We start from the raw sequence: 26,532 nt of genomic DNA, 5'->3' as shown, positions 1-26,532 counted from the left end.
TCACGGCATACTGGGCGCCAACACAGTCGGCGTTGAAGGAATCGGTATGCAGTTGGATCCCGCTAGCGGGTGGTGTCACGGGGTACAGGTCTGCCCATCGCCCAACTTCAATGAACGCCCTGCGGGCGAAATCTCCCTGTTGGTGATCCACAACATCAGCCTGCCGCCGGCGCAGTTCGCCACCGGCAAGGTGCATGAATTTTTCCAGAATCGTCTGGATGTCACTGAACATCCCTATTTTGCAGGGATTGCCGACCTGCGCGTCTCGGCGCATTTTCTGATCGAACGTGACGGCAGCGTCACCCAGTTTGTCTCCTGTCTTGAGCGGGCGTGGCATGCTGGCGTGTCGATGTTCGAAGGCCGGGAAACCTGTAACGATTTTTCCGTGGGCATCGAGCTCGAAGGCACTGATGATCTGCCCTTTACCGATGCGCAGTATCAGGCGCTGATCACGTTGACGCGTCAGTTGCAAACAGCATTTCCGGCTATCACCGGCGCCCGTATCTGCGGGCACAGCGACATCGCACCCGGCCGCAAGACCGATCCTGGCCCGGCATTCGACTGGGCGCGTTACCGCGCAGCCCTGGCACAAGAGGAAGGACAATGAGTTTTCTGGTGTTACTGCTGGCGGTCTGGATCGAGAAATTCTCGGCCCTGCGCCATCGGGTTCAACGCGATGGCGGATGGATCCGCGAACTGCACAAACTCGAAACCAGCGCGCGCCTGGCCCTGCGACCATGGCTGGTGCTGACGATTCTGGTGTTGCTGCCGGTGGCGCTGCTCGGCTTGTTGCTGGTGGTACTGGAACCCGTCGCGTACGGCTTGCTGGCCTTGCCGGTGCACTTGCTGGTGGTGATTTACGCCTTGGGGCGCGGTGATCTGCTCGGCGGCCTCGGGCCGTTTCGTGACGCCTGGCGGCGCGAGGACCTGCAAGCGGCGGCGCATGTGGCCAAGCGGGATCTGGATATCTGCGCCGACAGTGGTGAGCAATTGCTGGATCGGGTCCAAGGGCACCTGTTGTGGCAGGCCTATCAGAGTTTCTTCGCGGTGATCTTCTGGTACTTCGTGCTCGGTCCGGTGGCAGCGCTGGCTTATCGCTTGCTCGCATTGGCGGAAGAACACAGCCAGAACCCGGCGCTCGCCGAACGTGCCGGCCAGTTACGTCACGCCTTTGACTGGTTGCCAGTGCGCTTGCTCGCCGCCAGTCTGGCTCTGGTCGGCAATTTCGTCGCGGTCAGCCGGGTGATGTTGCATGAGCTGCTGAACTGGAACATCAGCGCCGCGCAGCTGATCAACAAGGTCGGGTTGGCTGCGGGGGAGATCCCGCCGCCGGTAGTTGGTCCTGAAGGCATCAACACCCTCGACTGCCTGTGGGAACTGCTGCTGCGCGCGGCGGTGTTGTGGTATACCGGGTTTGCGTTGTGGACAGTGTTGATCCACTGACTTCGAAGCAAGATCAAAAGATCGCAGCCTGCGGCAGCTCCTACACGAGGATCATGGTTTTCCTGTAGGAGCTGCCGCAGGCTGCGATCTTTTTTGTCGTTAACCTTAAGTTACAAAACCTCTCCCCGATTTGAGCTATACAGAGACAGCGCCCGATAGTGGCTTTCTGCTGTCGCCCCGCGCCCGCCAATAAAAACAAGAAAAGCCAAGGGAGACTTCCAGTGAAGAGCTTGCTCTATCCCGCCGTCTCGCTGATGAACCGTCTGAGCTTCGGCATGAAGTTCAGCCTGATCAGCGTGCTGTTCCTGGTACCGATGCTGGTGACCAATTTCTATCTGGTGCGCGATTCCTATCGCGAGTTTCAGGGTACCCGGGTCGAATTGCAGAGCCTCGATCTACTGGGCAGCAGCCTGAGCCTGCGCCGGGATCTGGAAACGCTGAACAATCTGGTGCAGATCAACGTCACCCTCGGCCAGTCCGGCAAAGCCGACAACCTCGAAGCGCAGATCAGCAGCCTGGAGCAATCCGTGCTGGCGCGCCTGCAAGGTTTGCAGGCGATGACCGACGATCCCGAGCAGATCAAACTGTTCGACGGCAAACGCGATGAAATGATCAGCGCGTTCAAGGCCCAACAGGCGGAAAGCTCCCTGCAAAGCAAAAGCGCAATGATCGGCAAGCTGCTCGGCAACGCGCAGATTTTCAGCCAGATCATCGCCAGTCAGGCCGGTCTGAGCCGCGACAACCAGGGTGATATCCGCCAGCTCAGCGAGCTGCTCACCAATATCACTCCGGCCGTGACCCAGACTCTCGGCGAAGGTCGGGCCATCGGTTCGTATTCGTTGGGGCAGGGCTTTCTCAACAGTTCGTCGAGCAGCCGTTTCGACGAGTTGCTGGCGCAGATCGAAAAGCTCCAGGCCGAATACGCGCTGAAACTGGCAGACGCCCTCGATTCCAGCCAGGCCGCGCGCGCCAGTCTCAGCGCGCCGGCCGACAGCAGCAAGGCTTCGCTCAAACAGGCCAGTGAACTGTTTGAGGCGAAAGTCGTGGTGGCCGAGACCCTCGATACCCCGTGGCAGGCGTTCTACGATCAGGTCACCGGGCTGATGGCGCAGACCTACCAGCTCAATGACGCGACCCTGAAATTCCTCGATATCCAACTGCAGCAGCGCCTGGCGCAAAACCGCACGCACATGGTGTTACAGGCGGTGGCGCTGGCGGTGGTGTTCGTGCTGATTTTCTATCTCTACGGCGGGTTCTACGCCTCGACCCGCACCACGCTCAAGCGCCTGGGCGCGATGATGGACAAGGTCGCGGCCGGTGACATGACGGTCAATTTCAAGGCCAACAGCCGCGATGAACTCGGCGAGCTGGGTGAGGTGTTCAACGGCACCGTGAGGAAAATCCATGACCTGATCGAGCGAGTCGGGCAGACCGTGGCTGAGGTCGAGCGCCAGGCAGGGCAGGTGGAAACTGTCTCGGCGCAAAGCAATCAGGCGGTGGCCGGGCAGCGCACGCAGATCGAGCAAGTGGCGACCGCGATGAATCAGATGTCGGCCACCTCGCTGGAAGTTGCACGCAGCGCAGCGGCAGCGGTGAGCAGCGCGCACAGCGTCAACGATGAAACCGTCAGCGGTCGCACACTGGTGGAGTCGCAGCAGGGCAGCATTGCTGCGCTGGCCAGCGAGATCGATCAATCGGTGCTGGTGATCAACCAGTTGGCCAGCGACAGCCAGTCGATCAGCCGCGTGCTGGAAGTGATCAAGAGCATTGCCGAGCAGACCAACTTGCTGGCGCTCAACGCCGCCATCGAAGCCGCCCGGGCCGGCGAGCAGGGCCGGGGATTTGCGGTGGTGGCGGACGAAGTGCGTACGTTGGCCAAGCGCACCCAGCAATCGACCGAAGAAATCGAGCAGATGATCGCCAAGCTGCATGGCGGCGTGGGCGCTGCGGTGAAGGCCATGGGCGTTAGCCATCAGATGGCCAACGGCACGGTCGGGCAGTCGGAAAAGGTCCAGCAGGCGCTGGAAAACATCCTCGGCGCGGTAGGCATGATCGTCGACCAGAACCAGCAGATCGCTGCCGCCGTGGAGCAGCAAACCGCCGTGGCCCATGACATCGACCAGAATATCGTCGAGATCAACCGCGCTGGCGAGCGAACGGCCCAAGGGGCGCACCAGACGGAGGACGCCAGCCGGGCACTGTCGGCGCAGGTAGTGGAGCTGAAACAACTGATCAGCGCGTTCCGCGTCTAAGTCCTGACGCAGCGGAAGATCCTGTAGCGAGGGGATTCATCCCCGATGGGACGCATAGCTTCCTCCCAAGCCTGTAAGGGATCAGGGACCGCTGCGCAGTCCATCGGGGATGAATCCCCTCACCACAGGGCTGGAGCAGGGCAGATGTCAGAACATTTTGTAATGCATTGATGCTTACGCTTGTAAGCCAATTCCTGTTTTCTTCCGGCGGCTGGCTTTTCGTCATTATTGAGCCAGTATCCCTGATCAGTTAGTTGCGCTGAGGAGGCCGCGAATGTCCGTTGTAACCTTGGGAGTTCAGGGCCGTTGTGCTCATTGCCAGACCACGCAGGTGCTCAAACCCTGGCAACTCAATGCCATCGCAATCAATGAACCGTTTACCTGCACTCACTGCCAGAAAACCCTGGAGTTGCGCTGTCCGGTGCAGATCAAACGCTTCAAATCTCTCGACTCTCTAGGATTGCTGCGCTTCAGCGCGTCAGTCACGGTGTGCACCGCGCTGCTGGTGGCGTTGGTCATGGAATGGATCGGGCTGCTCAGCGTGACGGAACAATTGAATGCATCACTGATCGTGCTTTTCGTGTACTTCGCGCTGCTGCGTTTTGTTCATCATCGCCAGCACATGACCCTGATCCTCGAGGCGGCCAAGGCCCACGCGAACTGACTGTAGGAGCTGCCGAGTGAAACGAGGCTGCGATCTTTTGATCTTGTTTTAAGGGCCAGGAGCAAAAGATCGCAGCGTGCCGCAGCTCCTACAGAGGTTGTGTTACCAGCCGAACACTTCGCAAGTGTTGGCGGTGCTTGAGGCGGCGAGTTGCTCGGGACTGATTTTCATCAATTGAGCCAGTGCTGTGCAGATCGCCGGCAAGTGGGCCGGGGTATTGCGTACTCCGGGAAACATCGCCGGCGCCATGTCCGGGGAGTCGGTTTCCAGCACGATCGAATCCAGCGGCAGATCTGTCAGCACCCGATGCATGCGCAACGCCTGCGGCCAGGTCGGCGCGCCGCCCAGACCCAGTTTGAAACCGAGCTTGATGTATTCGCGTGCTTCTTCGCGGCTGCCGGCAAAGGCGTGGATGATCCCCGCGCGTTTGAGCTTGAAGCGCTTGAGCGTGGCGATCACCGCGGCGTGGCTGCGGCGCACGTGGATCAGCGCCGGCAGTTCGAAGTCCGCTGCCAGTTGCAGCTGCGCCTCGAACAGCGCCTGCTGGCGTTCGCGGTCGAGGGTTTCGATGAAGTAATCCAGGCCGATCTCGCCCACCGCGCACAACTGTCGATGGCCGTGCAGCCGGGTCAGCCAGTCGCCGAGTGCGCTTAAATCTTCGGGTTGATGCTGATCGAGGTACACCGGATGCAGACCGAATGCCGCGTACAGGTCGGCATCGCTCTGCACCAGCTCCCACACCCGTTGCCAATTGCCCTGATAAACCCCCAGCACCACCATCCGCCGCACCCCGAGGGCACGGCTTTCGGCGAGCAACGCCGAGCGATCGGCGTCGAAGTCGGGGAAGTCGAGATGGGTGTGGCTGTCGATCAGCTCCACGGCTCAGTCCCGGTGAATGCGCTGCTTGAAGGTCCGCGCGATGGCCTGCACGCCAGGCTTGTATTGCGATTGCTCGACGGCGGCCAGCGCCAGTTCCAGCGCCTTGTCGGCAATCAACTGGTGCTGCTGGGCCATGGCGTTGACCGGCAGCGGCAGGAAGTCCAGCAACTGCGTATCACCGAAGGTACCCAGACGCAGCGGGCGGGATTTGAGCGGGAAGTCATGCAGCGCATCGAACACGCCCTGCAACAGCACGTAGGACGTGGTCACCAGCGCATCCGGCAAATGCCCCAGACGTTGCAGGAGTTCTTCCATCAATTGCTTGCCGCATTCACGGCTGAAGGACTCGGCGTGCTCGATCAGCACTTCGCCTTTGAAGTCGAGCAGTGCCTGCTTGAAGCCGGCCGCACGTTCCTGGCTGATGCTAAGCTCCGGACGCGCGCCGAGCAGCACGATCTGTTTCGGCTGCGGGTCGAGCAGGCTTTGGGTCAGGTGCAGGCTGGCCTCGCGGTCGTCACTGATCACCGAGCAGAAATGCTCGGGTTCCATGACCCGGTCGATGGCGATGATCGGCAGACCCTTGGCCTGCAACTGGCGATAGCTGTCGTCACTGGCCGGCAGGCAACTGGCGACGATCAGCGCATCGCAGCGGCGCGCCTTGAACAGTTGCAGCAACTTGCGCTCGCTATCCGGCGCATCGTCGGAGCTGGCGATCAGCAACTGATAGCCCCGCGCGCGCGCGCCTTGCTCCAGCAGTTTGGCGATCCGCGCGTAACTGGGGTTTTCCAGATCCGGCAGAATAAAACCCAACGTGCGGGTGTGCCGACTGCGCAACCCGGCCGCTTGCGGGTTGGGGGTGAAGCCGTGCTGTTCGACGACCGCACGCACCCGCTCGACCGTGGCGTTGCTGATGCGTTGCTGTTCGGCCTTGCCGTTGATGACGTAGCTGGCGGTGGTCACGGACACTCCGGCCAACCGCGCGATATCACTGAGTTTCAACCCGGTATTTCCTTGTTTTTTCGAGCTTGCCGCCACATTTTCGCCAATCCTACCCGATTCGGGCAGCCGACTATTGTCGCAGCGCATCCGACAAGTTGGACTTCAAGGATGAGACATTATCGAGTAACGTGCCGATCCATCTAGATTAAACGTTTCAGCAAGCGTATTTTCTACGTTTTAGACGCCTTTGGCCGGTTCTGCCGTGAAACCGCCAAAACTGCCGCTGAAAAGCAGGCTGACCAGCGCCTAAGCTGTGACCATTCAAAACAATATCCTGGCGCATCCATGTGCCAAAAAGGAGATCGCATGCTCGAGCTCACTATAGAGCAGATATCCATGGGCCAATCGGCTGTGGATAAACCCGCCGCCCTGCAACTACTCGCCAATCATCTGGTGGCCGACGGTCTGGTTGCCGATGGCTATCTCGCCGGTTTGCAGGCCCGGGAAGCCCAGGGCTCGACCTTTCTCGGCCAGGGTATTGCCATCCCCCACGGCACCCCGGAAACCCGCGATCAGGTGTTCGCCACCGGCGTGCGGCTGATGCAGTTTCCCGAGGGCGTGGACTGGGGCGACGGCCAGGTCGTGTATCTGGCGATCGGCATCGCCGCCAAATCCGACGAACACCTGCGTCTGCTGCAGTTGCTGACCCGCGCCCTGGGCGAGACCGATCTGGGTCAGGCCCTGCGTCGCGCCAGTTCTCCCGAGGCGCTGCTGAAATTGCTGCAAGGCGCGCCACAGGAACTGGCGCTGGATGCGCAGATGATCGGCCTCGGCGTGTCGGCTGACGATTTCGAAGAACTGGTCTGGCGTGGTGCGCGTCTGCTGCGTCAGGCCGATTGTGTGAGCAACGGTTTTGCCGGTGTGTTGCAGCAAGTCGAGGCGCTGCCGCTGGGCGATGGCCTGTGGTGGCTGCACAGCGAGCAAACCGTGAAACGTCCGGGCCTGGCGTTCGTCACCCCGGACAAGCCGATGCGTTACCTCGGTCAGCCGCTCAGTGGTCTGTTCTGTCTGGCCAGTCTCGGCGAGGCGCATCAGGCGCTGCTCGAACGTCTGTGTGCGCTGCTCATCGAAGGGCGCGGCCATGAATTGGGCCGGGCCACCAGCAGCCGCAAAGTCCTCGAAGTGCTCGGCGGCGAACTGCCCGCCGATTGGCCGAGCGCGCGTATTGCCCTGGCTAACGCCCACGGTCTGCATGCACGTCCGGCGAAGATCCTTGCGCAACTGGCGAAGAGTTTTGACGGTGAAATCCGCGTGCGCATCGTCGACAGCGCGGACAGTGCCGTGTCGGTAAAAAGTCTGAGCAAGCTGCTGAGTCTCGGCGCGCGTCGTGGTCAGGTGCTGGAGTTGATCGCTGAACCGAGCATCGCTGCCGACGCCTTGCCTGCATTGCTGGCCGCTATCGAAGAAGGCCTTGGCGAAGAAGTCGAACCGCTGCCGGCCGTGAGCCAGCAACGCGAAGCCATCGCTGATATCGCCGAAGTGCTGATCGCCCCGGCGTCTGGCGCGCAGTTGCAGGCGATCCCGGCGGCACCGGGCATCGCCATCGGCCCGGCGCACATTCAGGTGCAGCAGGCTATCGATTACCCGTTGCGCGGCGAGTCCGCGGCCGTCGAGCGCGAACGTCTCAAGCAAGCGCTGAGCGATGTGCGCAGTGACATTCAGGGCCTGATCGAACGCAGCAAGGCCAAGGCCATCCGCGAGATCTTTATCACCCACCAGGAAATGCTCGACGACCCGGAACTGACCGATGAAGTCGACACCCGTCTCAAGCAGGGCGAAAGCGCCGAAGCGGCGTGGATGGCGGTGATCGAAGCAGCGGCCAAACAACAGGAATCGCTGCAGGACGCGTTGCTCGCTGAGCGGGCGGCGGACCTCCGTGACATCGGTCGCCGGGTGCTGGCGCAACTTTGCGGCGTACAAACGCCGAACGAGCCCGAGCAGCCGTACATTCTGGTGATGGATGAAGTCGGCCCGTCCGATGTGGCGCGGCTCGATCCGGCGCGGGTAGCGGGGATTCTCACCGCGCGCGGCGGCGCCACGGCGCACAGTGCAATCGTCGCCCGTGCTCTCGGAATTCCTGCGCTAGTTGGTGCGGGTGCAGCGGTGTTGCTGCTGGAACCGGGCACGCCGTTGCTGCTCGACGGCCAGCGCGGTCGCCTGCACGTCGACGCCGATGCCGCAACCCTGCAACGCGCCGCCGAAGAGCGCGACACCCGCGAGCAGCGCCTCAAGGCTGCCGCCGAGCAACGCCATCAACCTGCGCACACCACTGACGGTCACGCCGTGGAAGTGTTCGCCAACATCGGTGAAAGCGCCGGTGTCAGCGCTGCGGTCGAGCAGGGCGCCGAAGGCATCGGTCTGCTGCGCACCGAGCTGATTTTCATGGCCCACCCGCAGGCGCCGGACGAAGCCACTCAGGAAGCCGAATACCGCCGCGTTCTCGATGGCCTCGCCGGTCGCCCGCTGGTGGTGCGCACCCTTGATGTCGGCGGCGACAAACCGCTGTCGTATTGGCCGATCGCCAAGGAAGAAAACCCGTTCCTCGGCGTGCGTGGCATTCGCCTGACGTTGCAGCGTCCGCAGATCATGGAAGCGCAACTGCGCGCTTTGCTGCGTTCGGCGGACAACCGTCCGCTGCGGATCATGTTCCCGATGGTCGGCAGCGTCGAAGAGTGGCGTCAGGCCCGCGACATGACCGAGCGTCTGCGCCTGGAAATCCCGGTTGCTGATCTGCAACTGGGGATCATGATCGAGGTGCCGTCCGCCGCTTTGCTGGCACCGGTGCTGGCCAAGGAAGTCGACTTCTTCAGCGTCGGCACCAACGACCTGACGCAATACACCCTGGCCATCGACCGTGGTCATCCGACGCTTTCGGCCCAGGCTGACGGCCTGCACCCGGCGGTGCTGCAACTGATCGACATCACCGTGCGTGCCGCCCATGCCCATGGCAAGTGGGTCGGTGTGTGCGGCGAACTGGCGGCGGATCCGCTGGCGGTGCCGGTGCTGGTCGGCCTCGGTGTCGATGAGCTGAGCGTGTCCGGGCGCAGCATTGCCGAGGTCAAGGCGCGCATCCGCGAACTCAGCCTGACCCAGGCGCAAACCCTTGCTCAACAAGCCCTCACCGTGGGCAGCGCGAACGAAGTGCGTGCATTAGTGGAGGCCCTGTAATGGCCAAGATTCTCACCCTGACCCTCAACCCGGCGCTGGACCTCACAGTCGAGCTGCCACGCCTGGAGGCCGGTCAGGTCAACCGCAGCGACGAGATGCACACCCACGCCGCCGGCAAAGGCGTGAACGTCGCCCAGGTACTCGCAGACCTCGGGCATCAACTGACGGTCAGCGGCTTTCTCGGCGAAGACAATCTGCAAGCCTTCGAAACCCTGTTCGCCAAGCGCGGCTTTGTCGATGCGTTCATTCGCGTGCCGGGGGAGACGCGCAGCAACATCAAGGTCGCCGAGCACGACGGGCGCATCACCGACATCAACGGCCCGGGGCCGGTGGTCGACGCGACGGCGCAGCAGGCGTTGCTTGAGCGTCTGCTGCAGATCGCTCCGGGGCATGACGCGGTGGTGGTCGCCGGCAGTCTGCCGCGAGGCGTCAGCGCGCAGTGGTTGCGCGAGTTGATCGAACGGCTGAACGGCCTCGGTCTGAAAGTCGCCCTCGACAGCAGCGGTGAAGCCTTGCGCGCCGCCATTGAAGGGCGTCCGTGGCTGATCAAACCGAACACCGAAGAACTCGCCGATGCGCTCGATTGCGATGTGGTCTCGCACGCCGCCGAAGCGCAGGCTGCGGCGTGCCTGCACGCCAAGGGTATCGAGCACGTGGTGATCTCCCATGGCGCCGACGGTGTGAACTGGTTCAGCGTCGGCTCGGCGCTGCATGCCGCGCCGCCGAAGGTCACGGTCGCCAGTACGGTGGGTGCCGGCGATTCGCTGCTGGCCGGCATGCTCCACGGTCTGCTCAGTGCGGAGACTCCCGAGCAGACCCTGCGCACGGCCACGGCGATTGCCGCGATGGCGGTGACGCAGATCGGTTTCGGCATCAACGATGCGGCGCAACTGGCGCAGCTCGAACAGGGCGTACGCGTGCGTCCCCTGACAGAACAATAAGAGGGTTTGTCATGAAATTAGCCATCGTCACGGCCTGCCCGAACGGCATGGTCACCAGTGTGCTGTGCGCCCGTCTGCTGGACGCGGCGGCCCAGCGTCAGGGCTGGAGCACCAGCGTTGAAGTGGTCGATGCGGCGCACCCGGAACGTGAATTGTCGGCCGCCACCATTGAGGCGGCGGAGTGGGTGTTGCTGGTTGCCACCGGTGACGTCGACATGCGCCGTTTCGTCGGCAAGCGCGTGTTCCGCATCGCCCCGGCGCAAGCTCTGCAAGATGTCGAAGCGGTGCTGCGGCGGGGTGCTGAAGAGGCTGAAGTTTACCTCGCCAGCGAAGCCGTCCCGGTTGCCGCTGCGCCACGTGCGCCGCGCATCGTCGCCATCACCGCGTGCCCGACCGGCGTTGCCCACACCTTCATGGCGGCCGAGGCGTTGCAGCAGACGGCCAAGCGTCTGGGCTATGAACTGCACGTCGAAACCCAAGGCTCGGTCGGCGCGAAAACCCCGCTCAGCGCAACGGCGATTGCCGAGGCTGACGTGGTGTTGCTGGCGGCCGACATCGAAGTCGCCACCGAGCGTTTCGCCGGCAAGAAAATCTATCGCTGCGGCACCGGCATTGCCCTCAAGCAATCCGAAGCCACACTGAAAAAAGCCCTCGCCGAAGCTCAGGTGGAGAGCGCTGCGAGCGACGGCAAGGCGCCGGCCAAGCAAGAGAAGACCGGGGTCTACAAACACCTGCTCACCGGTGTCTCGTTCATGCTGCCGATGGTGGTGGCCGGTGGTCTGATGATCGCGCTGTCGTTCGTCTTCGGCATCACTGCGTTCAAGGAAGAGGGCACGCTGGCGGCAGCGCTGATGCAGATCGGCGGCGAAACCGCGTTCAAGCTGATGGTGCCGCTGCTCGCCGGTTACATCGCCTACTCGATCGCCGACCGTCCGGGCCTGGCGCCGGGGATGATTGGTGGCTTGCTCGCCAGTACGCTGGGGGCCGGGTTCATCGGCGGGATCGTCGCCGGGTTTATCGCCGGTTATGCGGCCAAGTTGATCAGTCGTTATGTGGCATTGCCGCAGAGCCTCGAAGCGCTGAAACCGATTCTGATCATCCCGTTGTTCGCCAGCCTGATCACCGGTCTGGTGATGATTTACGTGGTCGGTAAACCGGTCGCCGGGATGCTCGCGGCGCTGACGCATTTTCTCGACAGCATGGGCACCACCAACGCGATTCTGCTCGGCGTGTTGCTCGGCGGCATGATGTGCGTCGACCTCGGCGGGCCGATCAACAAAGCCGCGTATGCATTCTCGGTGGGGCTGCTGGCTTCGCAGAGTTATGCACCGATGGCCGCGACCATGGCTGCCGGCATGGTCCCGCCAATCGGGCTGGGCATCGCCACGTTCATCGCCCGACGCAAGTTCGCCCAGACCGAGCGCGAGGCCGGTAAAGCGGCGCTGGTGCTGGGGCTGTGTTTCATCTCCGAAGGGGCGATTCCGTTTGCCGCGAAAGATCCGCTGCGGGTGATTCCGGCGAGCATCGCCGGCGGTGCGTTGACCGGCGCGCTGTCGATGTACTTCGGCTGCAAACTGATGGCGCCGCACGGTGGCTTGTTTGTGCTGGCGATCCCGAATGCGATCAATCATGCGTTGTTGTATTTGCTGGCGATTGTTGCGGGGAGTCTGTTGACTGCCGTTGTCTATGCGACGGTCAAACGTCCGGAAGCCGTTGAGTTGGCGCTGGAACCGGCGAAGGCTTAACTGGCTCCACAAAACCCTGTGGGAGCGAGCTTGCTCGCGAAAGCGGTGTGTCAGCGAATAAGATTTCGACTGATAGGACGCATTCGCGAGCAAGCTCGCTCCCACATGGGTTGTGTGGTGTGTCTGGTGTCATTTCCGGGTCATGTGAGCGTGCTTAAGTTTTCCTTTTTCCAGGGAGAACAGCATGAGCGATTTCAATCCGGGTCGTCGGCGGGTCATGCAAGTGGTCGGTGCCGGGCTGCTGATGCCGGGGCTGGCGCCGGCGGTGATCGCGTCGGTCAAGGATCGGCCGCAACTCACCGACGGCGTGCAGTCCGGCGACCTGCAAGGCGACCGCGCGATGATCTGGAGCCGCAGCGACCGTCCGGCGCGGATGGTGGTCGAGTGGGACACCCGCAGTCAGTTTCGTCACCCGCGCCGTGTAGTCTCACCACTGGCCGATGCGCGCACCGACTTCACCGCCCGCGTTGAGCTCACCGGGCTGCCCGCTGATCAGGCGATTTTCTACCGGGTGTATTTCAAGGATGCGCAAACCGGCGTTGCCAGCGAACCGTGGCTCGGCCATTTGCGCAGCGCTCCGAAGGCACGGCGCAATATCCGTTTCGTCTGGAGTGGCGACACCGTCGGCCAGGGTTTCGGCATCAACCCGGACATCGGCGGCATGCGCATCTACGAATCCATGCGCCTGCGCCTGCCGGACTTCTTTATCCACAGCGGCGACACCATCTACGCCGACGGCCCGGTGCCGGCACAACTGACCACCGAAGGTGGACGTATCTGGCGCAACCTCACCACCGAGGCCAAGAGCAAAGTCGCCCAGACCCTTGACGATTATCGCGGCAATTATCGCTACAACCTGATGGACGAAAACATCCGCCGCTTCAACGCCGAAGTACCGCAGATCTGGCAGTGGGACGACCACGAAGTGGTCAACAACTGGTCGCCGGGCAAGCAGCTCGACGAGCGTTATCAGGAAAAAGATATCCACACCCTGGTCGGCCGCGCGCGCAAGGCCTGGCTGGAATATTCGCCGATGCGTTTGCAGGCGGCCGACGGCGGCGGGCGGATTTATCGCAAGCTCAGCTACGGGCCGATGCTCGATGTGTTCGTGCTCGACATGCGCAGCTATCGCGGGGCCAACGACGACAACCTCGGCGCGGCCAAACCGTTCCTCGGGCGTGAGCAACTGGACTGGCTCAAGCGTGGCTTGAAGCATTCCAAGGCGCAGTGGAAGGTGATCGCCGCCGACATGCCGATCGGCCTCGGTGTGCCCGACGGTGAAGTCCGCCCGGGTGTGGCGCGCTGGGAAGCCGTGGCCAACGGTGATCCGGGCCCGGCGCAGGGACGTGAGCTGGAAGTCGCCGAGTTGCTCGGTTTTCTGCGGGCGCAGCAGGTGCGCAATTTCGTGTTTCTCACGGCGGACGTGCATTACTGCGCGGCGCATCACTACCATCCGGACCGTGCGGCGTTTCAGGACTTCGAACCGTTCTGGGAGTTTGTCGCCGGGCCATTGAATGCCGGGAGTTTCGGGCCTAATCCGCTGGACAAGACCTTCGGCCCGGAAGTGGTGTTCCAGAAGGCCCCGCCGACCCAGAACGCTTCGCCGTTTGCCGGGTTTCAGTTCTTTGGTGAGGTGAACATCGAAGGGCAGAGCGGGGAGATGAGCGTGGTGTTGCGGGATTTGAATGGGGTAGCGGTTTTCGAGCAGAAATTGCAGCCAGTTTGAAGATCAAAAACAACCCTCACCCCGGCCCTCCCGAAACGTCGGACCGCTTGGAGGGTGAGGGCATTTTTCGATTCGCGGCAATTCTTGTGATTTGCTCCAGTACATCATCCATCTGCTGCATCACTTCGAGCTTACTGAATCGCACAACTTCAATGCCCTGACGTTCCAGGAAAAGCGTCCGACGTTGATCGTGGATCAAGCCCGCTATTTCATAGTGTTGACCCCCATCCAGCTCAATCGCCAGTTTCAGCTCTACGCAGAAAAAATCCAGGACATAGGGCGGACATGGAAACTGCCTGCGGAATTTCAGATTGGCGATTTGGCGTGATCGAAGTTTTCGCCAGAGTAATTGTTCGCAATCGGTTTGGCTGGCGCGTAACTGGCGGGCGAACTGAGCGAGAGTGAGGCGATTTTGCATGCTTCACGATCCTTGTGAAGTGGCTGGAAATCTCACTGTAGACGAGGCCCCTCACCCCAGCCCTCTCCCGGAGGGAGAGGGAGCCTACGGAGTTGTATCGAGTTGTACATCGACCTGAAAGACCGAGTCGATTACGGATTCGGTACATCACCTTCAGGTCGGCGTATTTATCCGGCATCCCCCAATCAGTCCCCTCTCCCTCCGGGAGAGGGTTAGGGAGAGGGGATTTTTGCTGAGTCAGTACACGTCGCGGCGGTAGCGGCCCTGTTCGATCAGGCGTTCGACTTCGGTGGCACCGAGGATGTCGTTGAGTGCCTGATCGACGCCGGATGCCATGCCCTGCAGACTGCCGCAGATGTAGATCACCGCACCGTCAGCCAGCCATTTCTTCAGTTCGTCAGCAGATTCGCGCAGGCGATCCTGAACGTAGATCTTTTGCGTCTGATCCCGCGAAAACGCCAGATCCAGTCGTGCCAGATCGCCATTGATCAGCCACTCTTCCAGCTCCGCCCCGCAGAGGAAATCGTGCTCGCGATTGCGTTCGCCGAACAGCAGCCATTGACGTTGCTGACCGTCGGCGATGCGTGCCTTGAGCAGACTGCGCAACCCGGCGAGGCCGGTGCCGTTGCCCAGCAGAATCATCGGCACTGGTTGGTTCGGCAAGTGAAAGCCACTGTTGCGTCGTACGCGCAGGCTGATGCTGCCGCCCACGGGCGCATGCTCGGTCAGCCAGCCGGAGCCGATGCCGAGGCTGCCGTCGCCGTGTTGTTCCTGACGCACGATCAGCTCCAGCACACCGTCGGCGGCAATCGAGGCGATCGAGTATTCGCGCATGGCCAGCGGCACCATCGCATCCACCAGCGCTTGTGCATGCAGGCCGACCAGATGCGCGCGATGCTCGGGCAACTGGCGGCTGGCGAGGGCGACTTCCAGTGGCTCTTCGAGGCCGTTGATCTTCACCGTTGTTTCGCCACGAATGCCCAGGCCGTCGAGGAAGTGTTCGATCGCCCACGCACAGTTACGCGGCAACACTTCCACCAGATCGCCGGCCAGCCAACTGCTGGTGCTCGGCGCCTTCAGGCCCAGCAGGTACACCGGCGCGCCGCTGCTGTCGGGGTTCATCAGTTCGCGGCTGACCAGCGTCCAGTTGTCGTAGCTCGGCGCTTGCCAGTTGTCGACCGGCGCTTGTCCGGTCAGCTGTCCGAGCTGGGTTTGCCAATGACGCAGGGCGTAGGGGTCGCCGCTGTCGACTTCGACCGGGGCGAACAGGGTCTTGCCGCCGTGCTCGCCCAACCACTGATGCAGGCGTCGGGCGAAGCCGCAGAAATTCTGGTACTGGCGGTCGCCGAGGCCCAACACCGCATAGTTCAGGCCGTCGAAGCTTGCAGCGTTGCTCAGCACTTTGCGCTCGAAACCGCGGGCGCTGTCCGGTGCTTCGCCGTCGCCGAAGGTGCTGACCACGAACAGCGCGTTATTCGACTCACGCAGATCCTGTGCGCTGACATTCGCCAGCGGCTGCACCTTCACCGACAACCCGGCGGCCTGCAATTGCCCGGCGGTCTGCCACGCCAGTTGTTCGGCAAAACCGCTCTGGCTGGCGAAACCCACCAGCCATGCCGGTGTATCTGCGTTCGGTGCCTGAAGACCTTTGCGCGCGTCCTGTATCTGCTTTTTCTTGCGTCGGCGATCCAGATACAGCAGCCACCCGGTGATGAAAAACAGCGGCATGCACACGGCGGCGAGGGTGACGATGATCCGTCCGACCAGACCGAAATAGCTGCCGACGTGCAGCGCGTAAATGCTGGTCAACAGCTGCGCCTTGAAGCTCTTGTCAGCGTAGCGATCAACGCGTTTGACCACACCGGTGGCCGGGTCGAGGGTGATCTGGTTCAGCGCGCGATCATGCGGTGAGCTGTCGAGCAGATAGAATACGATCGCCGGTTGCCCGGCCACTGGCGGCATGCGGATGTTGTAGGCCGACAGGCCCGGGCCGGCAGCGCTGTAGATGCTGCTCCACATCGCTGCATAGTCGGCGGTCGGTGCCGGACCTTCCGGCGCCGGGCCGCGACCACCGCGCACGCGCTCGTTTTGCGGCGCGTCGGAAAGCAGTTTGGTCAGGCCTTTGTTGTACCACTCGTACGACCAGGATAACCCGGTCAACGCCAGCAGCAGGTACACCAGCAGGCACCAGGTGCCGGCCACCGAGTGCAGATCCCAGTTGAAGCTGCGGCCCTTTTTCTTCCAGTCGAGGGTCAGCCACACGCGCCAGCTGTTCCACTGGCGTGGCCAGCGCAGGTACAGCCCGGAGAGGCAGAAGAACAGCAGGATCAGGGTGCAGGCGCCGGTGATGTTGCGCCCGGTGTCGCCCATGGCGAGAAAGCGGTGCAGTTGCAGCATCAGGCCGAAGAAGTCCTGACCCACAGCGTCGCCCAAGAACTCGCCGGTGTACGGATCGAAGTAGCGCATCTCGCCACGGCGTTCGCCTTTGGGCGGGGTGAAGTAGACGCGAGCGGCGTTGCCGCTGTCGGTCTCGACCCAGAGCATCGCGACTTTCTTGCCGGAGTTCGCTTCGATGTGCTCCACCAACTCGACCGGAGGCAGGACGCCAGCGACCTGTTTTTCCACTTGCAACACCGACGGGTTCAGCGCCCGCAGGATTTCGTCCTGGAACGAATAGGCGGCACCGGTAATGCCCATCATGGCCAGCACCAGCCCGGCAGTGATGCCGAAAAACCAGTGCAACTGGAACAGGGTTTTCTTCAACACGTCGCTCGCCTTGTCCGTTCGAAAATTGTCATCACGGCGCGCATTATGCCGTGGGTTATCGAGAGCTTCTTTGATTACGCACAAAAGCCCCGTTCAAAGGATGAACGGGGCTTTGTTCTTTGTAGGAGCTGCGGCACGCTGCGATCTTTTGATGTTGGTTTTTAACAATCAAGATCAAAAGATCGCAGCGTGCCGCAGCTCCTACAGGTTCCTTAGAAGTGGAAGTTGGTGCTCAACAGCGCCGTACGGCCCGCCGCCTGGTTGGCGAAGTGGGTCGAGAAGGCTTTGTCGTAGTAGGTTTCGTTGGTCAGGTTCTGCACGTTGAGTTGCAGGTCGACGTTTTTGCTTAGCTTGTAGGCGGCCATCGCGTCGTAACGTACATAGGAATCGACCATCGTAGTGTTGGCCACGCTGCCGTACACGTCGTCGACGTAGAACGCACCGCCACCGATGGTCAGCTTCGGCGTGACCTGAAAAGTGGTCCACAGGCTGGCGCTGTTTTTCGGCGTGTTCGGCAGTTCGTTACCGTTGTTGGCTTTGTTGGCCGGCAGGTCACCGCCGTCCACCTGTTCGCTGTCCATGTAGGCGTAGCCGGCGAACACTTGCCACTTGTCGGTAATCTTGCCGCTGGCGGACAGCTCGATACCTTGCACGCGGGTCTTGCCGGCGTTCTCGTAGGAGGTGGTGTCGACTTGTACGCGAGCGTTTTCTTTCTCGGTGCGGAAGATGTCAGCGGTCAGCGACAGGCGATCGTTCAACAGATCCCACTTGGTGCCGATTTCGTAGTTCTTGGTGGTTTCCGGCTCCATGTCGCTCTTGAGCAGGTTGCCGTTGCGATCCGGGGTGCCGCCCAGCGGGTTGCCTTCCTGGCCTTCACCGAGGGTGTTGCCCGGTGGCGTCGCGGAGGTCGCGTAGGAGGCGTAGATGCTGCCGTTCGGTGCCGGTTTGTAGACCACGCCGAACTGACCGGTGACGAATTCGCTGGTGTCATCACCTTTGGAGGTGGTGGTGCCGGCGTTGTTGTAGGTCTTGTAGTCGGTGTCGAAGTGGTCGTAACGCAGCCCCATGTTCACCAGCCACTGCTCGGACAACTCCAGGGTGTCGAACGCATACAGCGCGTAAGTGTTGGCCTTGGTGTCGGTGCCGGCGTAGTTGCGCGAGATCGCGCCGTTCCACGGATCGTTCGGGTTCGGATTCGACAGCGAGGTGCAGTTGTAGCCACTCGATGCGCCGATCATCGACGGGGTGCAGTTGGTGGTCGCGGCGCTGGTGCGCGGCGTGGTGTCAGTGTTGACGTTGTACGAGGACTTCTGGCCTTCCTCGCGGGTGTATTCGACACCGGTGGAGAAGCTGTTCTTGAAACCGGCGACGTAGAAATTGCCGAACAGGTCAGTCTGGTTGGTGGTGGTTTCGGTATTGCTGACCCGCGTGTTGGCACGGCGCCAGACGCTGCCATTGTTGACGTTGCCCTTGCTGTCGTCCGGCTGAGTCAGGATGTAATCCTGCATGCTGGTGCCGTGGCGCAGGGTGTTCTTGATGGTCAGCGAGTCGCTCAGGTCATGCTCGATGGCGAAGGTCGCGGTGTCGGTGCGGCCCTTGCGGAAGTCGCGATCCAGACCGTAGAAGTTGCTGTGATCGCCACCGGCGTACGGCTTGTCCGGGTTGGACTTGGTGCGTGCAGCCGAACCACCGGCCGGGATGGTGTAGGGAATGCCGGAGTCCGGAGTGTCGTTGCTTTCCAGATGGTAGTAGTCGAGGTTGACGCGGGTGTCGGTGCCCAGGCCAAACGCCAGCGACGGCGCGATACCCCAGCGATCGTAGTCGACCTTGTCGCGACCGGCGACGTTGCTCTCGTGGCTCATCAGGTTCAGGCGGCCGGCAGCGGTGTCGCTGAACTGGTAGTTGCCGTCCAGGGTGTAACGCTGGGTCTGGTCGGAGCCCCAGGTGAAGCCGCCGTCGAACGAGTTGCCCAGGTGCGCTTTCTTGCTCACCAGGTTGATGCTGCCGCCAGCTGCGCCACGACCGCCGATGGCCGAGTTCGGGCCCTTGCTGACTTCAATGTTTTCCACGGCGAAGATTTCGCGGCTCTGCGAACCGGTGTCGCGCACGCCGTCGAGGTAGGTGTCGCCCTGGGCGTCGAAACCACGAATGAACGGACGATCACCCTGCGGGTTACCGCCTTCACCGGCACCGAAAGTGATGCCCGGCACGGTGCGCAGCGCGTCCTGCATGTTCAGGGCGCCGGTGTCTTTGAGGACTTGTTGCGGGATGACGGTGACCGAGCGCGGGGTATCGACCAGCGGCGCGGTGTACTTGGGCGAGGAGGCTTTTTCGACTTGGTAGGACGTCGAGTCCTGCGCTTCGCCGGTGATGGCGGTAGCGTCCAGGGCGATGGCATTGCCGGAGGCTTTGCTGTCGGTCTTTTCTGCGGCGAAGACCATGTGGCCAGCGGAACCGGCGGTGATGGCGACACCAATGGCCGAAGCGAGCAAACGTGGTGAACTGACCGGCAATTGTGGGTGTTGACGTGACATTTTTATTCCCCTCCCCAAGGATTTGAGGTCGCGGAATATAGGGTAAACGGGTATTCGTATCAATTGCGAAACATTGTTATTCGCGACGAATTTACATTCTTTACAATTTAACCTTACGGTTTTTGCCGATTCATCCGTCGTGCGGGTTTTACACGGACAATAAGAATCAATACCATTGGCACTCCTTTACCATCAGGTACGTTTGCCATGCTGCTGCACATTCCCGGCTTGTTCGCGAAAGACGAAGTGCAGCGCATTCGCGAGGCGCTGGAGCAGGCGGATTGGGCCGATGGCAAGATCACCGCCGGCTATCAGTCGGCCAAGGCCAAGCACAATCTGCAACTGCCGGAAGGCCACCCACTGGCCAAAGAAATCGGCGCAGCGATGCTCGAACGCTTGTGGAAAAACCCGCTGTTCATGTCCGCCGCGCTGCCGCACAAAGTATTCCCGCCGTTACTCAACTGCTACACGGCGGGCGGCAGTTTCGACTTTCACATCGACAACGCCGTGCGTCAGCCCAAAGGCAGCATCGAGCGGGTGCGCACCGATCTGTCGGCCACACTGTTTTTCAGCGAACCCGAGGATTACGACGGCGGCGAGCTGGAGATCCAGGACACTTTCGGCACGCAACGGGTGAAACTGCCCGCCGGCGACATGGTGCTGTACCCCGGCACCAGCCTGCACAAGGTCAATGCCGTCACCCGCGGCGCGCGTTATGCGTCGTTCTTCTGGACGCAAAGTCTGGTGCGCGAAGACAGCCAGCGCGCCCTGCTGTTCGAGATGGATGGGGCGATCCAGCAACTGACGCAAGACATGCCCGATCATCCGTCGCTGGTCCGTCTCACCGGCACCTATCACAATCTCTTGCGGCGCTGGGTCGAGGTGTAAATGGCGGACTTCCGATTGCGCCGCGAGGAGATTCTCGATGGCGTACAACTCCGTGCCATGCTCGCCGAAAGCCCGGGCCGTGCAGCGCAGGCAATAGTGCTGGGAGCGGGGGAAGGCATTGTCGAAGCGCAGGCTTTGCTCGGGCAGATCCTGCTCGACGGCCGAGGAATCGCTCAGGATCAGCCACTGGCGTTGCGCTGGTTCGCGATTGCCGCCGGCCAGGGTCACTTGATGTCGCGCAATATGCTGGGCCGTTGTCTTGAGCACGGCTGGGGTTGCACGGCAAATGCTGCGTTAGCCGCGCGTCATTACCGTATCGCGGCGCAAGCAGGGCTGGATTGGTCGATGTACAACCTGGCCAATTTGCTTGCCACCGGGCGCGGGACAATAGAGGACCCGTCGCAAGCCCTGGCGTTATATCGTCGCGCTGCGGAACAGGGGCATGCCAAATCCATGAACCTGTTTGGCCGTTATCTGGAAGAGGGGCTTTTCTGCCCTCAGGACCGAGTGGCGGCCCGAGAATGGTATCGACGCTCGGCGCAGGGTGGTGACTTTCGTGGACAGTTCAGCTATGCGGCGGTATTGGCCGAGGAAGGGCTGACCGATGAGGCGTTGGATTGGTTGCACAAGGCGCTCGCCCACGGCAACGTGAACTTCTTGCGGGTGAGCATTGAATCATTACTCAGTGCCCATCATCCTCGAATCCGCGAAATGGCAGAAGTGTATCGGCTGCGGCTGAGCCAGTTACTTACCCGCTAGAGTTTTGACGTGACTGTCTGTTATACGGGTTTGAAGTGTCCAGTTGTTTCGAGTTTTTGTTAGTCGAAGTTCCATGTTTGCTAGTGGCCGATCTTGAAGTTGCTGTGAAGTGCTCAAGTGCAGGGCTTGATTGTCTTGAAATTTAATATTTGATGGCTTGTACGTGCATAACTTATAGCACTAAGTTTGCGTTAGATGGTTTTGGTTTGCTGCGACTTGTAGCGATTCAGAACTATCTGATCTCAAATAATCAATATTGAATTCCGAAAAAGACAGGGAGTCTGAATGGACATCAAGATGAGTGACAAGGTGATTGAAATCGCCATAAAAGCCCCATTGCTTTTTGTGAACGCTTCGTTGGGTGAGGGCGAGGACTACAATCGGGAAACTGGTCTCCAGGTGACCAAAGAGCAAATAAATAATCTGAGGAAATATGAGGCGCTGGGCTTGTCTCTGCCAATTCAAATGGACGACGTCATTGCTTATCTTAACTATGGCTCCGGTGATGACGGTGGTGTGGGACGCACAGCTCGGGATTTTTTGCGGACTTTTACCACGACCTATCAGCATGCTCGACGCTGGTCGCCTCTGCGCGAGAAAATAATGCTGACGGGAAATGATCTGAAGATATTTGCTGGCAGCATCATCGGAACGGGTTCATCTATTGTCGAAGTGTATGAAGATCTGAAGGCTTCTAAATATCTGGAAGAGCACGATATTACTACTGTTGAACAATTTCTTGAACTTCAACGGCAAATGCCAGGACTACCAGAACTTGATCTTTCGCCTGGCGATATCGCCGATATTCGAAGTTATCTGAATGACTTGCTATCGACAATCAGGCTTTGTCATCAAAAAGCCGAACAGGTACGCGGGGAACTGGATCGTTTCGGCACCGATATGCGAGCGTCCGTTCTGCCGGAAATCAAGCTGCGACTGGAGTTCGTTTCCAGGAATACATACGCATCTGATATCAAAGAGTTGCAAGGTCAAATGGATCAGCGTTCGGCTGAAATTGATGAGCTGAACAAACAATATGAAAAGTTGGTTCAAGATGCGATCAGAGATGCGGCGGGTCTTAACATTGGTGGACTGGTCATGGCTATCTATCAAGGTGTCAAAGCTGAAAAAATACGCCGTGAGCGGAATGTATTGAAGCAACTGCAGCAGGCAGATAATCAAAAAATGGCCAGCAAGAATCAGACGTTGAATTCGCTGAATAAAGTTCGTGATGATCTGCAAAACCTTAGTTATGTTGCGCTCGAGGCCGATGTAGCAACCCAAAACCTCATGCTGGTTTGGAACGCGCTCAGTGATTATGTCAGAGCCTCTATTGATAAAGTCAATAACATCGACGAGGCCGTATCGTTGCGCAATTTCAAGAATCAGATAATTCACATCATCGCTCCGTGGGAGCAAATACAATCCAAGGCCGATCAGTTGCTGGCGGTGTTTGCAGAAGCCGATAAAGAATACCAAAACAATAATGTCGCGATTCGGAGTAGGGCTGCAATGCAAAATTTTTCGATCAGCGCTGCCGAGCCAGCGTTCAATATGCAAAAACTGCGCGAACACAATGCGTCCGTGCAGCAGCTGAACACTACTGCGCAAATGCTCTTTGAGCAATTCGATTACATGCCTGGCACTGTCGGGGCCATGAACGGTGTGGCGCTGGCGTTGAACAAGGCAACTTTTGATTTGCGCGACAAGGCGCAGAGACTAAGTATCAGTCTGGTGCTGTCCCAGGGGCATTTAAAATCCTATCAGGAAGAATTGAGTTCACCCGAGGATGCGGAAGAGGTGCGCGAGGATATGGAGGTGGAACTGAAAGATGTTTTCGCCAAAGTCTCTGCGCAAACACGAGACTTGAAAAGTATTCACAAGAGCATTGGCGCAGTCTATGACCGCAAGGCGTCGGCGGAGTGGATCGTCAAGCTGGAAGAAGAGCGTGTCAGTAACGAGGAACTCAAGACCCAATCAGAAGAGAAAATTGCAGCGTTCACTGCTGAAATAAAGTCTATTTCCGATGCGATTGATCTGATCACCAAGGCGGGTATCGAAAAAATTGGCCAGGAAGCCCAGTTATCGCTTGAAAATCTGAAGGCGTTGGGTCTGGCGCCTCCGCAAGTTCAAATCGCCATGTTGGCTATTGATACCCTGAAAAAATTGATTTCCGGTATTGGTGAGGCGATTTCTTATCTCAACATGCTGGCTGCGTACCGTCGACTCAGCGACAAAGCAGCTGAAATGCGCGCTCAGTTGCAAAAGCACTTCAACGATGGCACTCGGATTGTTGGGCGTATCGAACTGGTCACTACGCTGGACGAGCAGGATGACGAACGTTCGAAGTACGCCAATGAGTTTTCCAGCCTGATCAACTACTTTGATCTGCTCTCTAATGAGTTTACCCAGGACACTTCGGTGCCGGTGGAAGGTCGGGCGGACTCTGCAATTGCCCGAATTGCCGAAGCCGTTAACGTTCTGAAATCCATTTCTCAATAACAAGGAGGTGAGGAAGTGGGTGATCGCTCGTCCACTTCCTGCACAAGGAATATGAATTCAGTGAATGATGAGTTTTCGGCGCAGCAGCGCGAGGTGCTGAATCGCTATATCCGTTGGCTTGGTCTGTTGATACCGACCTACGACAACACACAAGTTGTCTTTGAGGCACGACGAAAAAGTGGCCATCAACGCGCAGAACTGTCCTGGGATACGCGCCTGAGCCGCGTTAACTTTTATGAACAATATCTGCAAGGGAGCTGGGAGCGAATTCGGGACTTGCGGATTTTGTCCAGTCGATATTTGAGTGACCTGGATACGTTTGGACGCGAATCTTTGGAAATAACGCAGAGAACATCGAAACGCGAACCTGTCAGTCAGGTTGACGTAACTAGTTACAGTCTGTATCGCTCGACTGACTGGGGACGGTCTCCACCTACCAGCCCCAGGGGATTGGTTCACCAGTTGGGTAATTGTTTCTGGAGCTTGAGCGGCGTAATCAATCCGATTGAGGGCCAGATTGACATGCTGGGCGAGGCATCATTTGGATTGAACGCGGCATTTGTCAAGATAATGGGTTGGCAGTCGTGTGCCTGCCATCCACAACCGACTGTCGCGCAAGAGTTGTTCAGAAATCCTGCCACAACGCCTCCCTGGGACATTGCTTACTCTTCTTCAGACCCCACGATCAGGGCTGCCGAGTATCAGGCCGATATTGCAAAACTCTTCAATGAGTTTGTACCGCTGAATATTCAGATGGGCGTATTCCTCAGAAACGTATCCGAGCGTGCAAGAGGCTTGGGCACTGCCCTCACACAAACGGAAAATATGACCAACATGGGGCTGCTGAATTTCAAGATCGAATCGGCTCTGGCGGGCGCTGATGGGATTTTGCAGATGTTGACGCACTTCGAAAACTGGCTGAAAAAATAAAAAAGGCCCATTCAGTGGGCCTTTTTTACTCTGAGGTGTCGATTACACGTAGAACGATTTCAGCGGCGGGAAGCCATTGAATTCGACGGCGCTGTAACTGGTGGTGTACGCACCGGTCGACAGCCAGTACAGGCGATCACCGATGGCCAGGTTCAGTGGCAGACCATACTTGTAGTTCTCATACATGATGTCGGCGCTGTCGCAAGTTGGACCGGCGATGACCACTTCTTCCATCTCGCCTTTCTTCTCGGTCCAGATCGGGAACTTGATCGCCTCGTCCATGGTTTCGATCAGACCGGAGAACTTGCCCACATCGGTATACACCCAACGCTCGACGGCGGTGCGGGATTTACGCGCGACCAGCACGACTTCGCTGACCAGAATGCCGGCGTTGGCGATCAACGAACGGCCCGGCTCCAGAATGATTTCCGGCAGGTCATCGCCGAAGTCTTCTTTCAGGAAGCGGATGATTTCTTCGGCGTAGGTTTCCAGGCTGTTGGTACGGGTGATGTAGTTGGCCGGGAAGCCGCCACCCATGTTGATCAGTTTCAGGTGTATGCCGTCTTCTTCTTTCAGGCGCTCGAAGATCACTTTGACCTTGGCGATCGCCGCGTCCCAGACACTGATATCACGCTGCTGCGAGCCAACGTGGAACGAGATGCCGTAAGGCACCAGGCCCAAGTCGCGGGCGAGGATCAGCAGGTCCATGGCCATGTCGGTCTGGCAGCCGAATTTGCGCGACAGCGGCCAGTCAGCGGTAGTCGAGCCTTCGGTCAGAATGCGCACATAGACTTTCGAACCCGGCGCGGCTTTGGCGATGTTGCGCAGGTCGGCTTCGGAGTCGGTGGCGAACAGGCGCACACCCTTCTCGTAGAAGTAGCGGATGTCCTTGGACTTCTTGATGGTGTTGCCGTAGCTGATCTGGTCCGGGCTGACGCCACGGCCCATGACTTTGTCCAGCTCATAGATGGAGGCGATGTCGAAGCTCGAACCTTTCTCTTTGAGCAGGTCGATGATCTCGACAGCCGGGTTGGCCTTGACCGCGTAGTAGACCTTGGCGAATTCGAAACCGGCGCGCAGGTCGTCATAGGCCTGGGCGATCATCGCGGTGTCGATCACCACGAACGGGGTTTCCTGTTTGTCGGCGAACGCCTTCATTTTCTGAAAGGTTTCGCGCGCGAAATAGTCTTCGACCTGGATCGACATGCTTGGAACTCCTGGTGGCAAACGTCGTTAATCAATGGGTGCGAGGGTGTGTCATCAATGAATTCGCACTCGTGAATGCATTGATGACACACCTTCCTGAACGTCCTCCGTATCCCCACTTTGGTTCGCCTACTTCCCAAGGCATGTCGCCGAAAGCAAAAAGGCCACGGGCGCTGATGCTGCCCTTGGCCTTGCTGTCTCGTCGTCAGTACTTGAGCCGGATGGATCGTTTCCAGCATGGACGTTCGGCGCGAACTTTAGGGCGTGAGGGGCCTGAGATCAACAAAAAATGTCGCGTTTTTGCACGCTTCCGTCGTGCGGTCTTCCTCCTTTACTGATGTAACCGACCGACATGACAGGCTGATGTTCCCCCGAGCATGGATTTTCGCAGTCGGTATGCCTGGAAAAAATGGAAATAAGCCGCAGACGTTTAATCTCGAAAAAGCCTTGAGATAACCGTCAGGACTAGTATTTCTGACAGGTGTTTAGTTGCGGTTTTCTTTCTAGGATGAGGGCGCCGATTAGTTCTGAAATAAAGTCTGGTGATCGGCGAGCACAGTTTCTTTTTGTTATTGGAAATGGCTCCGTCGACCCGTTTGCATGATGGGGAGAGTGCGCCTGTCTATCAATTCAAGCGGATGCAGGGTAACAAGGATGAACAGAATATTACTGTGGCTGGTTGTATTGACACTGTCAGGTTGTGCCACTCACG

Annotated in this window: 19 protein-coding genes and 1 pseudogene; 14 read left to right on the top strand and 6 right to left on the bottom strand. The window is 59.5% G+C overall.

What is annotated here, in order from left to right:
* The first annotated feature begins 46 nt into the window (after nucleotides 1–46).
* The 5 genes and pseudogenes from ampD to JN524_RS18100 all read left to right on the top strand — a co-directional run bounded on the left by ampD (nucleotide 47) and on the right by JN524_RS18100 (nucleotide 4,359).
* Complete coding sequence (gene ampD / locus JN524_RS18115) at nucleotides 47–607, top strand: 1,6-anhydro-N-acetylmuramyl-L-alanine amidase AmpD (protein ID WP_202370219.1); 561 nt, start codon at nucleotides 47–49, stop codon at nucleotides 605–607.
* Entirely contained in the window at nucleotides 604–1,443 is an 840-nt protein-coding gene (gene ampE, locus JN524_RS18110) for a regulatory signaling modulator protein AmpE (protein WP_202370218.1), read from the top strand. The genes ampD and ampE overlap by 4 nt, the downstream gene beginning before the upstream one ends.
* A 254-nt stretch (nucleotides 1,444–1,697) precedes the next feature.
* Nucleotides 1,698–2,789 (top strand): annotated as a pseudogene (locus JN524_RS27560) (methyl-accepting chemotaxis protein); the annotation flags it as partial.
* The gene (locus tag JN524_RS27555; protein ID WP_442962675.1) at nucleotides 2,766–3,695 is read left to right on the top strand and encodes a methyl-accepting chemotaxis protein; all 930 of its coding nucleotides are present in this window, start codon (nucleotides 2,766–2,768) and stop codon (nucleotides 3,693–3,695) included. The pseudogene JN524_RS27560 and the gene JN524_RS27555, both read left to right, overlap by 24 nt.
* 274 nt (nucleotides 3,696–3,969) lie before the next feature.
* A complete protein-coding gene (locus tag JN524_RS18100; protein ID WP_202370216.1) occupies nucleotides 3,970–4,359 on the top strand; it encodes a hypothetical protein in 390 nt (129 codons plus the stop codon).
* A gap of 102 nt (nucleotides 4,360–4,461) precedes the next feature.
* Here JN524_RS18100 and JN524_RS18095 read toward each other — a convergent pair whose 3' ends face one another.
* Nucleotides 4,462–5,238, bottom strand: coding sequence for a TatD family hydrolase (locus tag JN524_RS18095; protein WP_202370215.1), 777 nt, complete (start codon nucleotides 5,236–5,238; stop codon nucleotides 4,462–4,464).
* A 3-nt stretch (nucleotides 5,239–5,241) separates the two neighbouring features.
* Complete coding sequence (gene cra / locus JN524_RS18090; protein WP_202370214.1) at nucleotides 5,242–6,237, bottom strand: catabolite repressor/activator; 996 nt, start codon at nucleotides 6,235–6,237, stop codon at nucleotides 5,242–5,244.
* Nucleotides 6,238–6,543: 306 nt separating this feature from the next.
* On the opposite strand from cra, the gene ptsP reads away from it, so the two are divergent.
* From ptsP to JN524_RS18070, 4 genes are all read left to right on the top strand, one after another.
* Nucleotides 6,544–9,405 (top strand): phosphoenolpyruvate--protein phosphotransferase, encoded by a 2,862-nt coding sequence (gene ptsP / locus JN524_RS18085; RefSeq protein WP_202370213.1) that lies wholly within the window; start codon nucleotides 6,544–6,546, stop codon nucleotides 9,403–9,405.
* The gene (gene pfkB, locus JN524_RS18080; RefSeq protein ID WP_202370212.1) at nucleotides 9,405–10,346 is read left to right on the top strand and encodes a 1-phosphofructokinase; all 942 of its coding nucleotides are present in this window, start codon (nucleotides 9,405–9,407) and stop codon (nucleotides 10,344–10,346) included. The genes ptsP and pfkB overlap by 1 nt, the downstream gene beginning before the upstream one ends.
* Nucleotides 10,347–10,357: 11 nt before the next feature.
* The gene (locus JN524_RS18075) at nucleotides 10,358–12,091 is read left to right on the top strand and encodes a PTS fructose-like transporter subunit IIB (RefSeq protein WP_202370211.1); all 1,734 of its coding nucleotides are present in this window, start codon (nucleotides 10,358–10,360) and stop codon (nucleotides 12,089–12,091) included.
* A 184-nt stretch (nucleotides 12,092–12,275) separates the two neighbouring features.
* A complete protein-coding gene (locus tag JN524_RS18070) occupies nucleotides 12,276–13,817 on the top strand; it encodes an alkaline phosphatase D family protein (RefSeq protein ID WP_202370210.1) in 1,542 nt (513 codons plus the stop codon).
* A gap of 16 nt (nucleotides 13,818–13,833) precedes the next feature.
* Here JN524_RS18070 and JN524_RS18065 read toward each other — a convergent pair whose 3' ends face one another.
* From JN524_RS18065 to JN524_RS18055, 3 genes are all read right to left on the bottom strand, one after another.
* Nucleotides 13,834–14,235, bottom strand: a complete 402-nt coding sequence (locus JN524_RS18065; RefSeq protein ID WP_202370209.1) for an endonuclease domain-containing protein — start codon at nucleotides 14,233–14,235, stop codon at nucleotides 13,834–13,836.
* 237 nt (nucleotides 14,236–14,472) lie between these two features.
* Nucleotides 14,473–17,001 carry a PepSY domain-containing protein gene (locus JN524_RS18060; RefSeq protein ID WP_202370208.1) on the bottom strand — a complete coding sequence of 843 codons (2,529 nt, stop codon included), beginning with the start codon at nucleotides 16,999–17,001 and terminating at the stop codon, nucleotides 14,473–14,475.
* Between the two features lie 212 nt (nucleotides 17,002–17,213).
* A complete protein-coding gene (locus tag JN524_RS18055; protein WP_202370207.1) occupies nucleotides 17,214–19,535 on the bottom strand; it encodes a TonB-dependent receptor in 2,322 nt (773 codons plus the stop codon).
* A gap of 207 nt (nucleotides 19,536–19,742) precedes the next feature.
* On the opposite strand from JN524_RS18055, the gene JN524_RS18050 reads away from it, so the two are divergent.
* The 4 genes from JN524_RS18050 (at nucleotide 19,743) to JN524_RS18035 (ending at nucleotide 24,614) form a co-directional block, all read left to right on the top strand.
* Entirely contained in the window at nucleotides 19,743–20,423 is a 681-nt protein-coding gene (locus tag JN524_RS18050; RefSeq protein ID WP_202370206.1) for a Fe2+-dependent dioxygenase, read from the top strand.
* Entirely contained in the window at nucleotides 20,424–21,182 is a 759-nt protein-coding gene (locus JN524_RS18045) for a tetratricopeptide repeat protein (RefSeq protein WP_202370205.1), read from the top strand.
* Between the two features lie 285 nt (nucleotides 21,183–21,467).
* A complete protein-coding gene (locus JN524_RS18040; RefSeq protein WP_202370204.1) occupies nucleotides 21,468–23,684 on the top strand; it encodes an alpha-xenorhabdolysin family binary toxin subunit A in 2,217 nt (738 codons plus the stop codon).
* A gap of 60 nt (nucleotides 23,685–23,744) precedes the next feature.
* Nucleotides 23,745–24,614 carry a hypothetical protein gene (locus JN524_RS18035; RefSeq protein ID WP_202370203.1) on the top strand — a complete coding sequence of 290 codons (870 nt, stop codon included), beginning with the start codon at nucleotides 23,745–23,747 and terminating at the stop codon, nucleotides 24,612–24,614.
* Nucleotides 24,615–24,656: 42 nt separating this feature from the next.
* Here JN524_RS18035 and JN524_RS18030 read toward each other — a convergent pair whose 3' ends face one another.
* On the bottom strand, nucleotides 24,657–25,820 hold the full coding sequence (locus JN524_RS18030; RefSeq protein ID WP_202370202.1) for a type III PLP-dependent enzyme: 1,164 nt from the start codon (nucleotides 25,818–25,820) through the stop codon (nucleotides 24,657–24,659).
* 2 nt (nucleotides 25,821–25,822) lie between these two features.
* Here JN524_RS18030 and JN524_RS18025 point away from each other — a divergent pair, with 2 nt between their 5' ends.
* Nucleotides 25,823–26,158, top strand: coding sequence for a hypothetical protein (locus JN524_RS18025; protein WP_202370201.1), 336 nt, complete (start codon nucleotides 25,823–25,825; stop codon nucleotides 26,156–26,158).
* The last annotated feature ends 374 nt before the right edge of the window (nucleotides 26,159–26,532 follow it).

The sequence above is a fragment of the Pseudomonas sp. MWU318 genome (genome assembly GCF_016756945.1).
Classification (GTDB): Bacteria; Pseudomonadota; Gammaproteobacteria; order Pseudomonadales; family Pseudomonadaceae; genus Aquipseudomonas; species Aquipseudomonas putida_A.
This window is presented reverse-complemented; position numbering and strand designations above follow the sequence as displayed.

Bases quoted from the DNA above. Each gene is read 5' to 3' on its own strand.
- JN524_RS18075 (WP_202370211.1), top strand. From the start codon at position 10,358: ATGAAATTAGCCATCGTCACGGCCTGCCCGAACGGCATGGTCACCAGT.
- JN524_RS18040 (WP_202370204.1), top strand. From the start codon at position 21,468: ATGGACATCAAGATGAGTGACAAGGTGATTGAAATCGCCATAAAAGCC.
- JN524_RS18100 (WP_202370216.1), top strand. From the start codon at position 3,970: ATGTCCGTTGTAACCTTGGGAGTTCAGGGCCGTTGTGCTCATTGCCAG.
- JN524_RS18070 (WP_202370210.1), top strand. From the start codon at position 12,276: ATGAGCGATTTCAATCCGGGTCGTCGGCGGGTCATGCAAGTGGTCGGT.
- ampE (WP_202370218.1), top strand. From the start codon at position 604: ATGAGTTTTCTGGTGTTACTGCTGGCGGTCTGGATCGAGAAATTCTCG.
- JN524_RS18045 (WP_202370205.1), top strand. From the start codon at position 20,424: ATGGCGGACTTCCGATTGCGCCGCGAGGAGATTCTCGATGGCGTACAA.
- JN524_RS18055 (WP_202370207.1), bottom strand. From the start codon at position 19,535: ATGTCACGTCAACACCCACAATTGCCGGTCAGTTCACCACGTTTGCTC.
- JN524_RS27555 (WP_442962675.1), top strand. From the start codon at position 2,766: ATGACGGTCAATTTCAAGGCCAACAGCCGCGATGAACTCGGCGAGCTG.
- JN524_RS18030 (WP_202370202.1), bottom strand. From the start codon at position 25,820: ATGTCGATCCAGGTCGAAGACTATTTCGCGCGCGAAACCTTTCAGAAA.
- JN524_RS18050 (WP_202370206.1), top strand. From the start codon at position 19,743: ATGCTGCTGCACATTCCCGGCTTGTTCGCGAAAGACGAAGTGCAGCGC.
- ptsP (WP_202370213.1), top strand. From the start codon at position 6,544: ATGCTCGAGCTCACTATAGAGCAGATATCCATGGGCCAATCGGCTGTG.
- JN524_RS18065 (WP_202370209.1), bottom strand. From the start codon at position 14,235: ATGCAAAATCGCCTCACTCTCGCTCAGTTCGCCCGCCAGTTACGCGCC.
- pfkB (WP_202370212.1), top strand. From the start codon at position 9,405: ATGGCCAAGATTCTCACCCTGACCCTCAACCCGGCGCTGGACCTCACA.
- ampD (WP_202370219.1), top strand. From the start codon at position 47: ATGCAGTTGGATCCCGCTAGCGGGTGGTGTCACGGGGTACAGGTCTGC.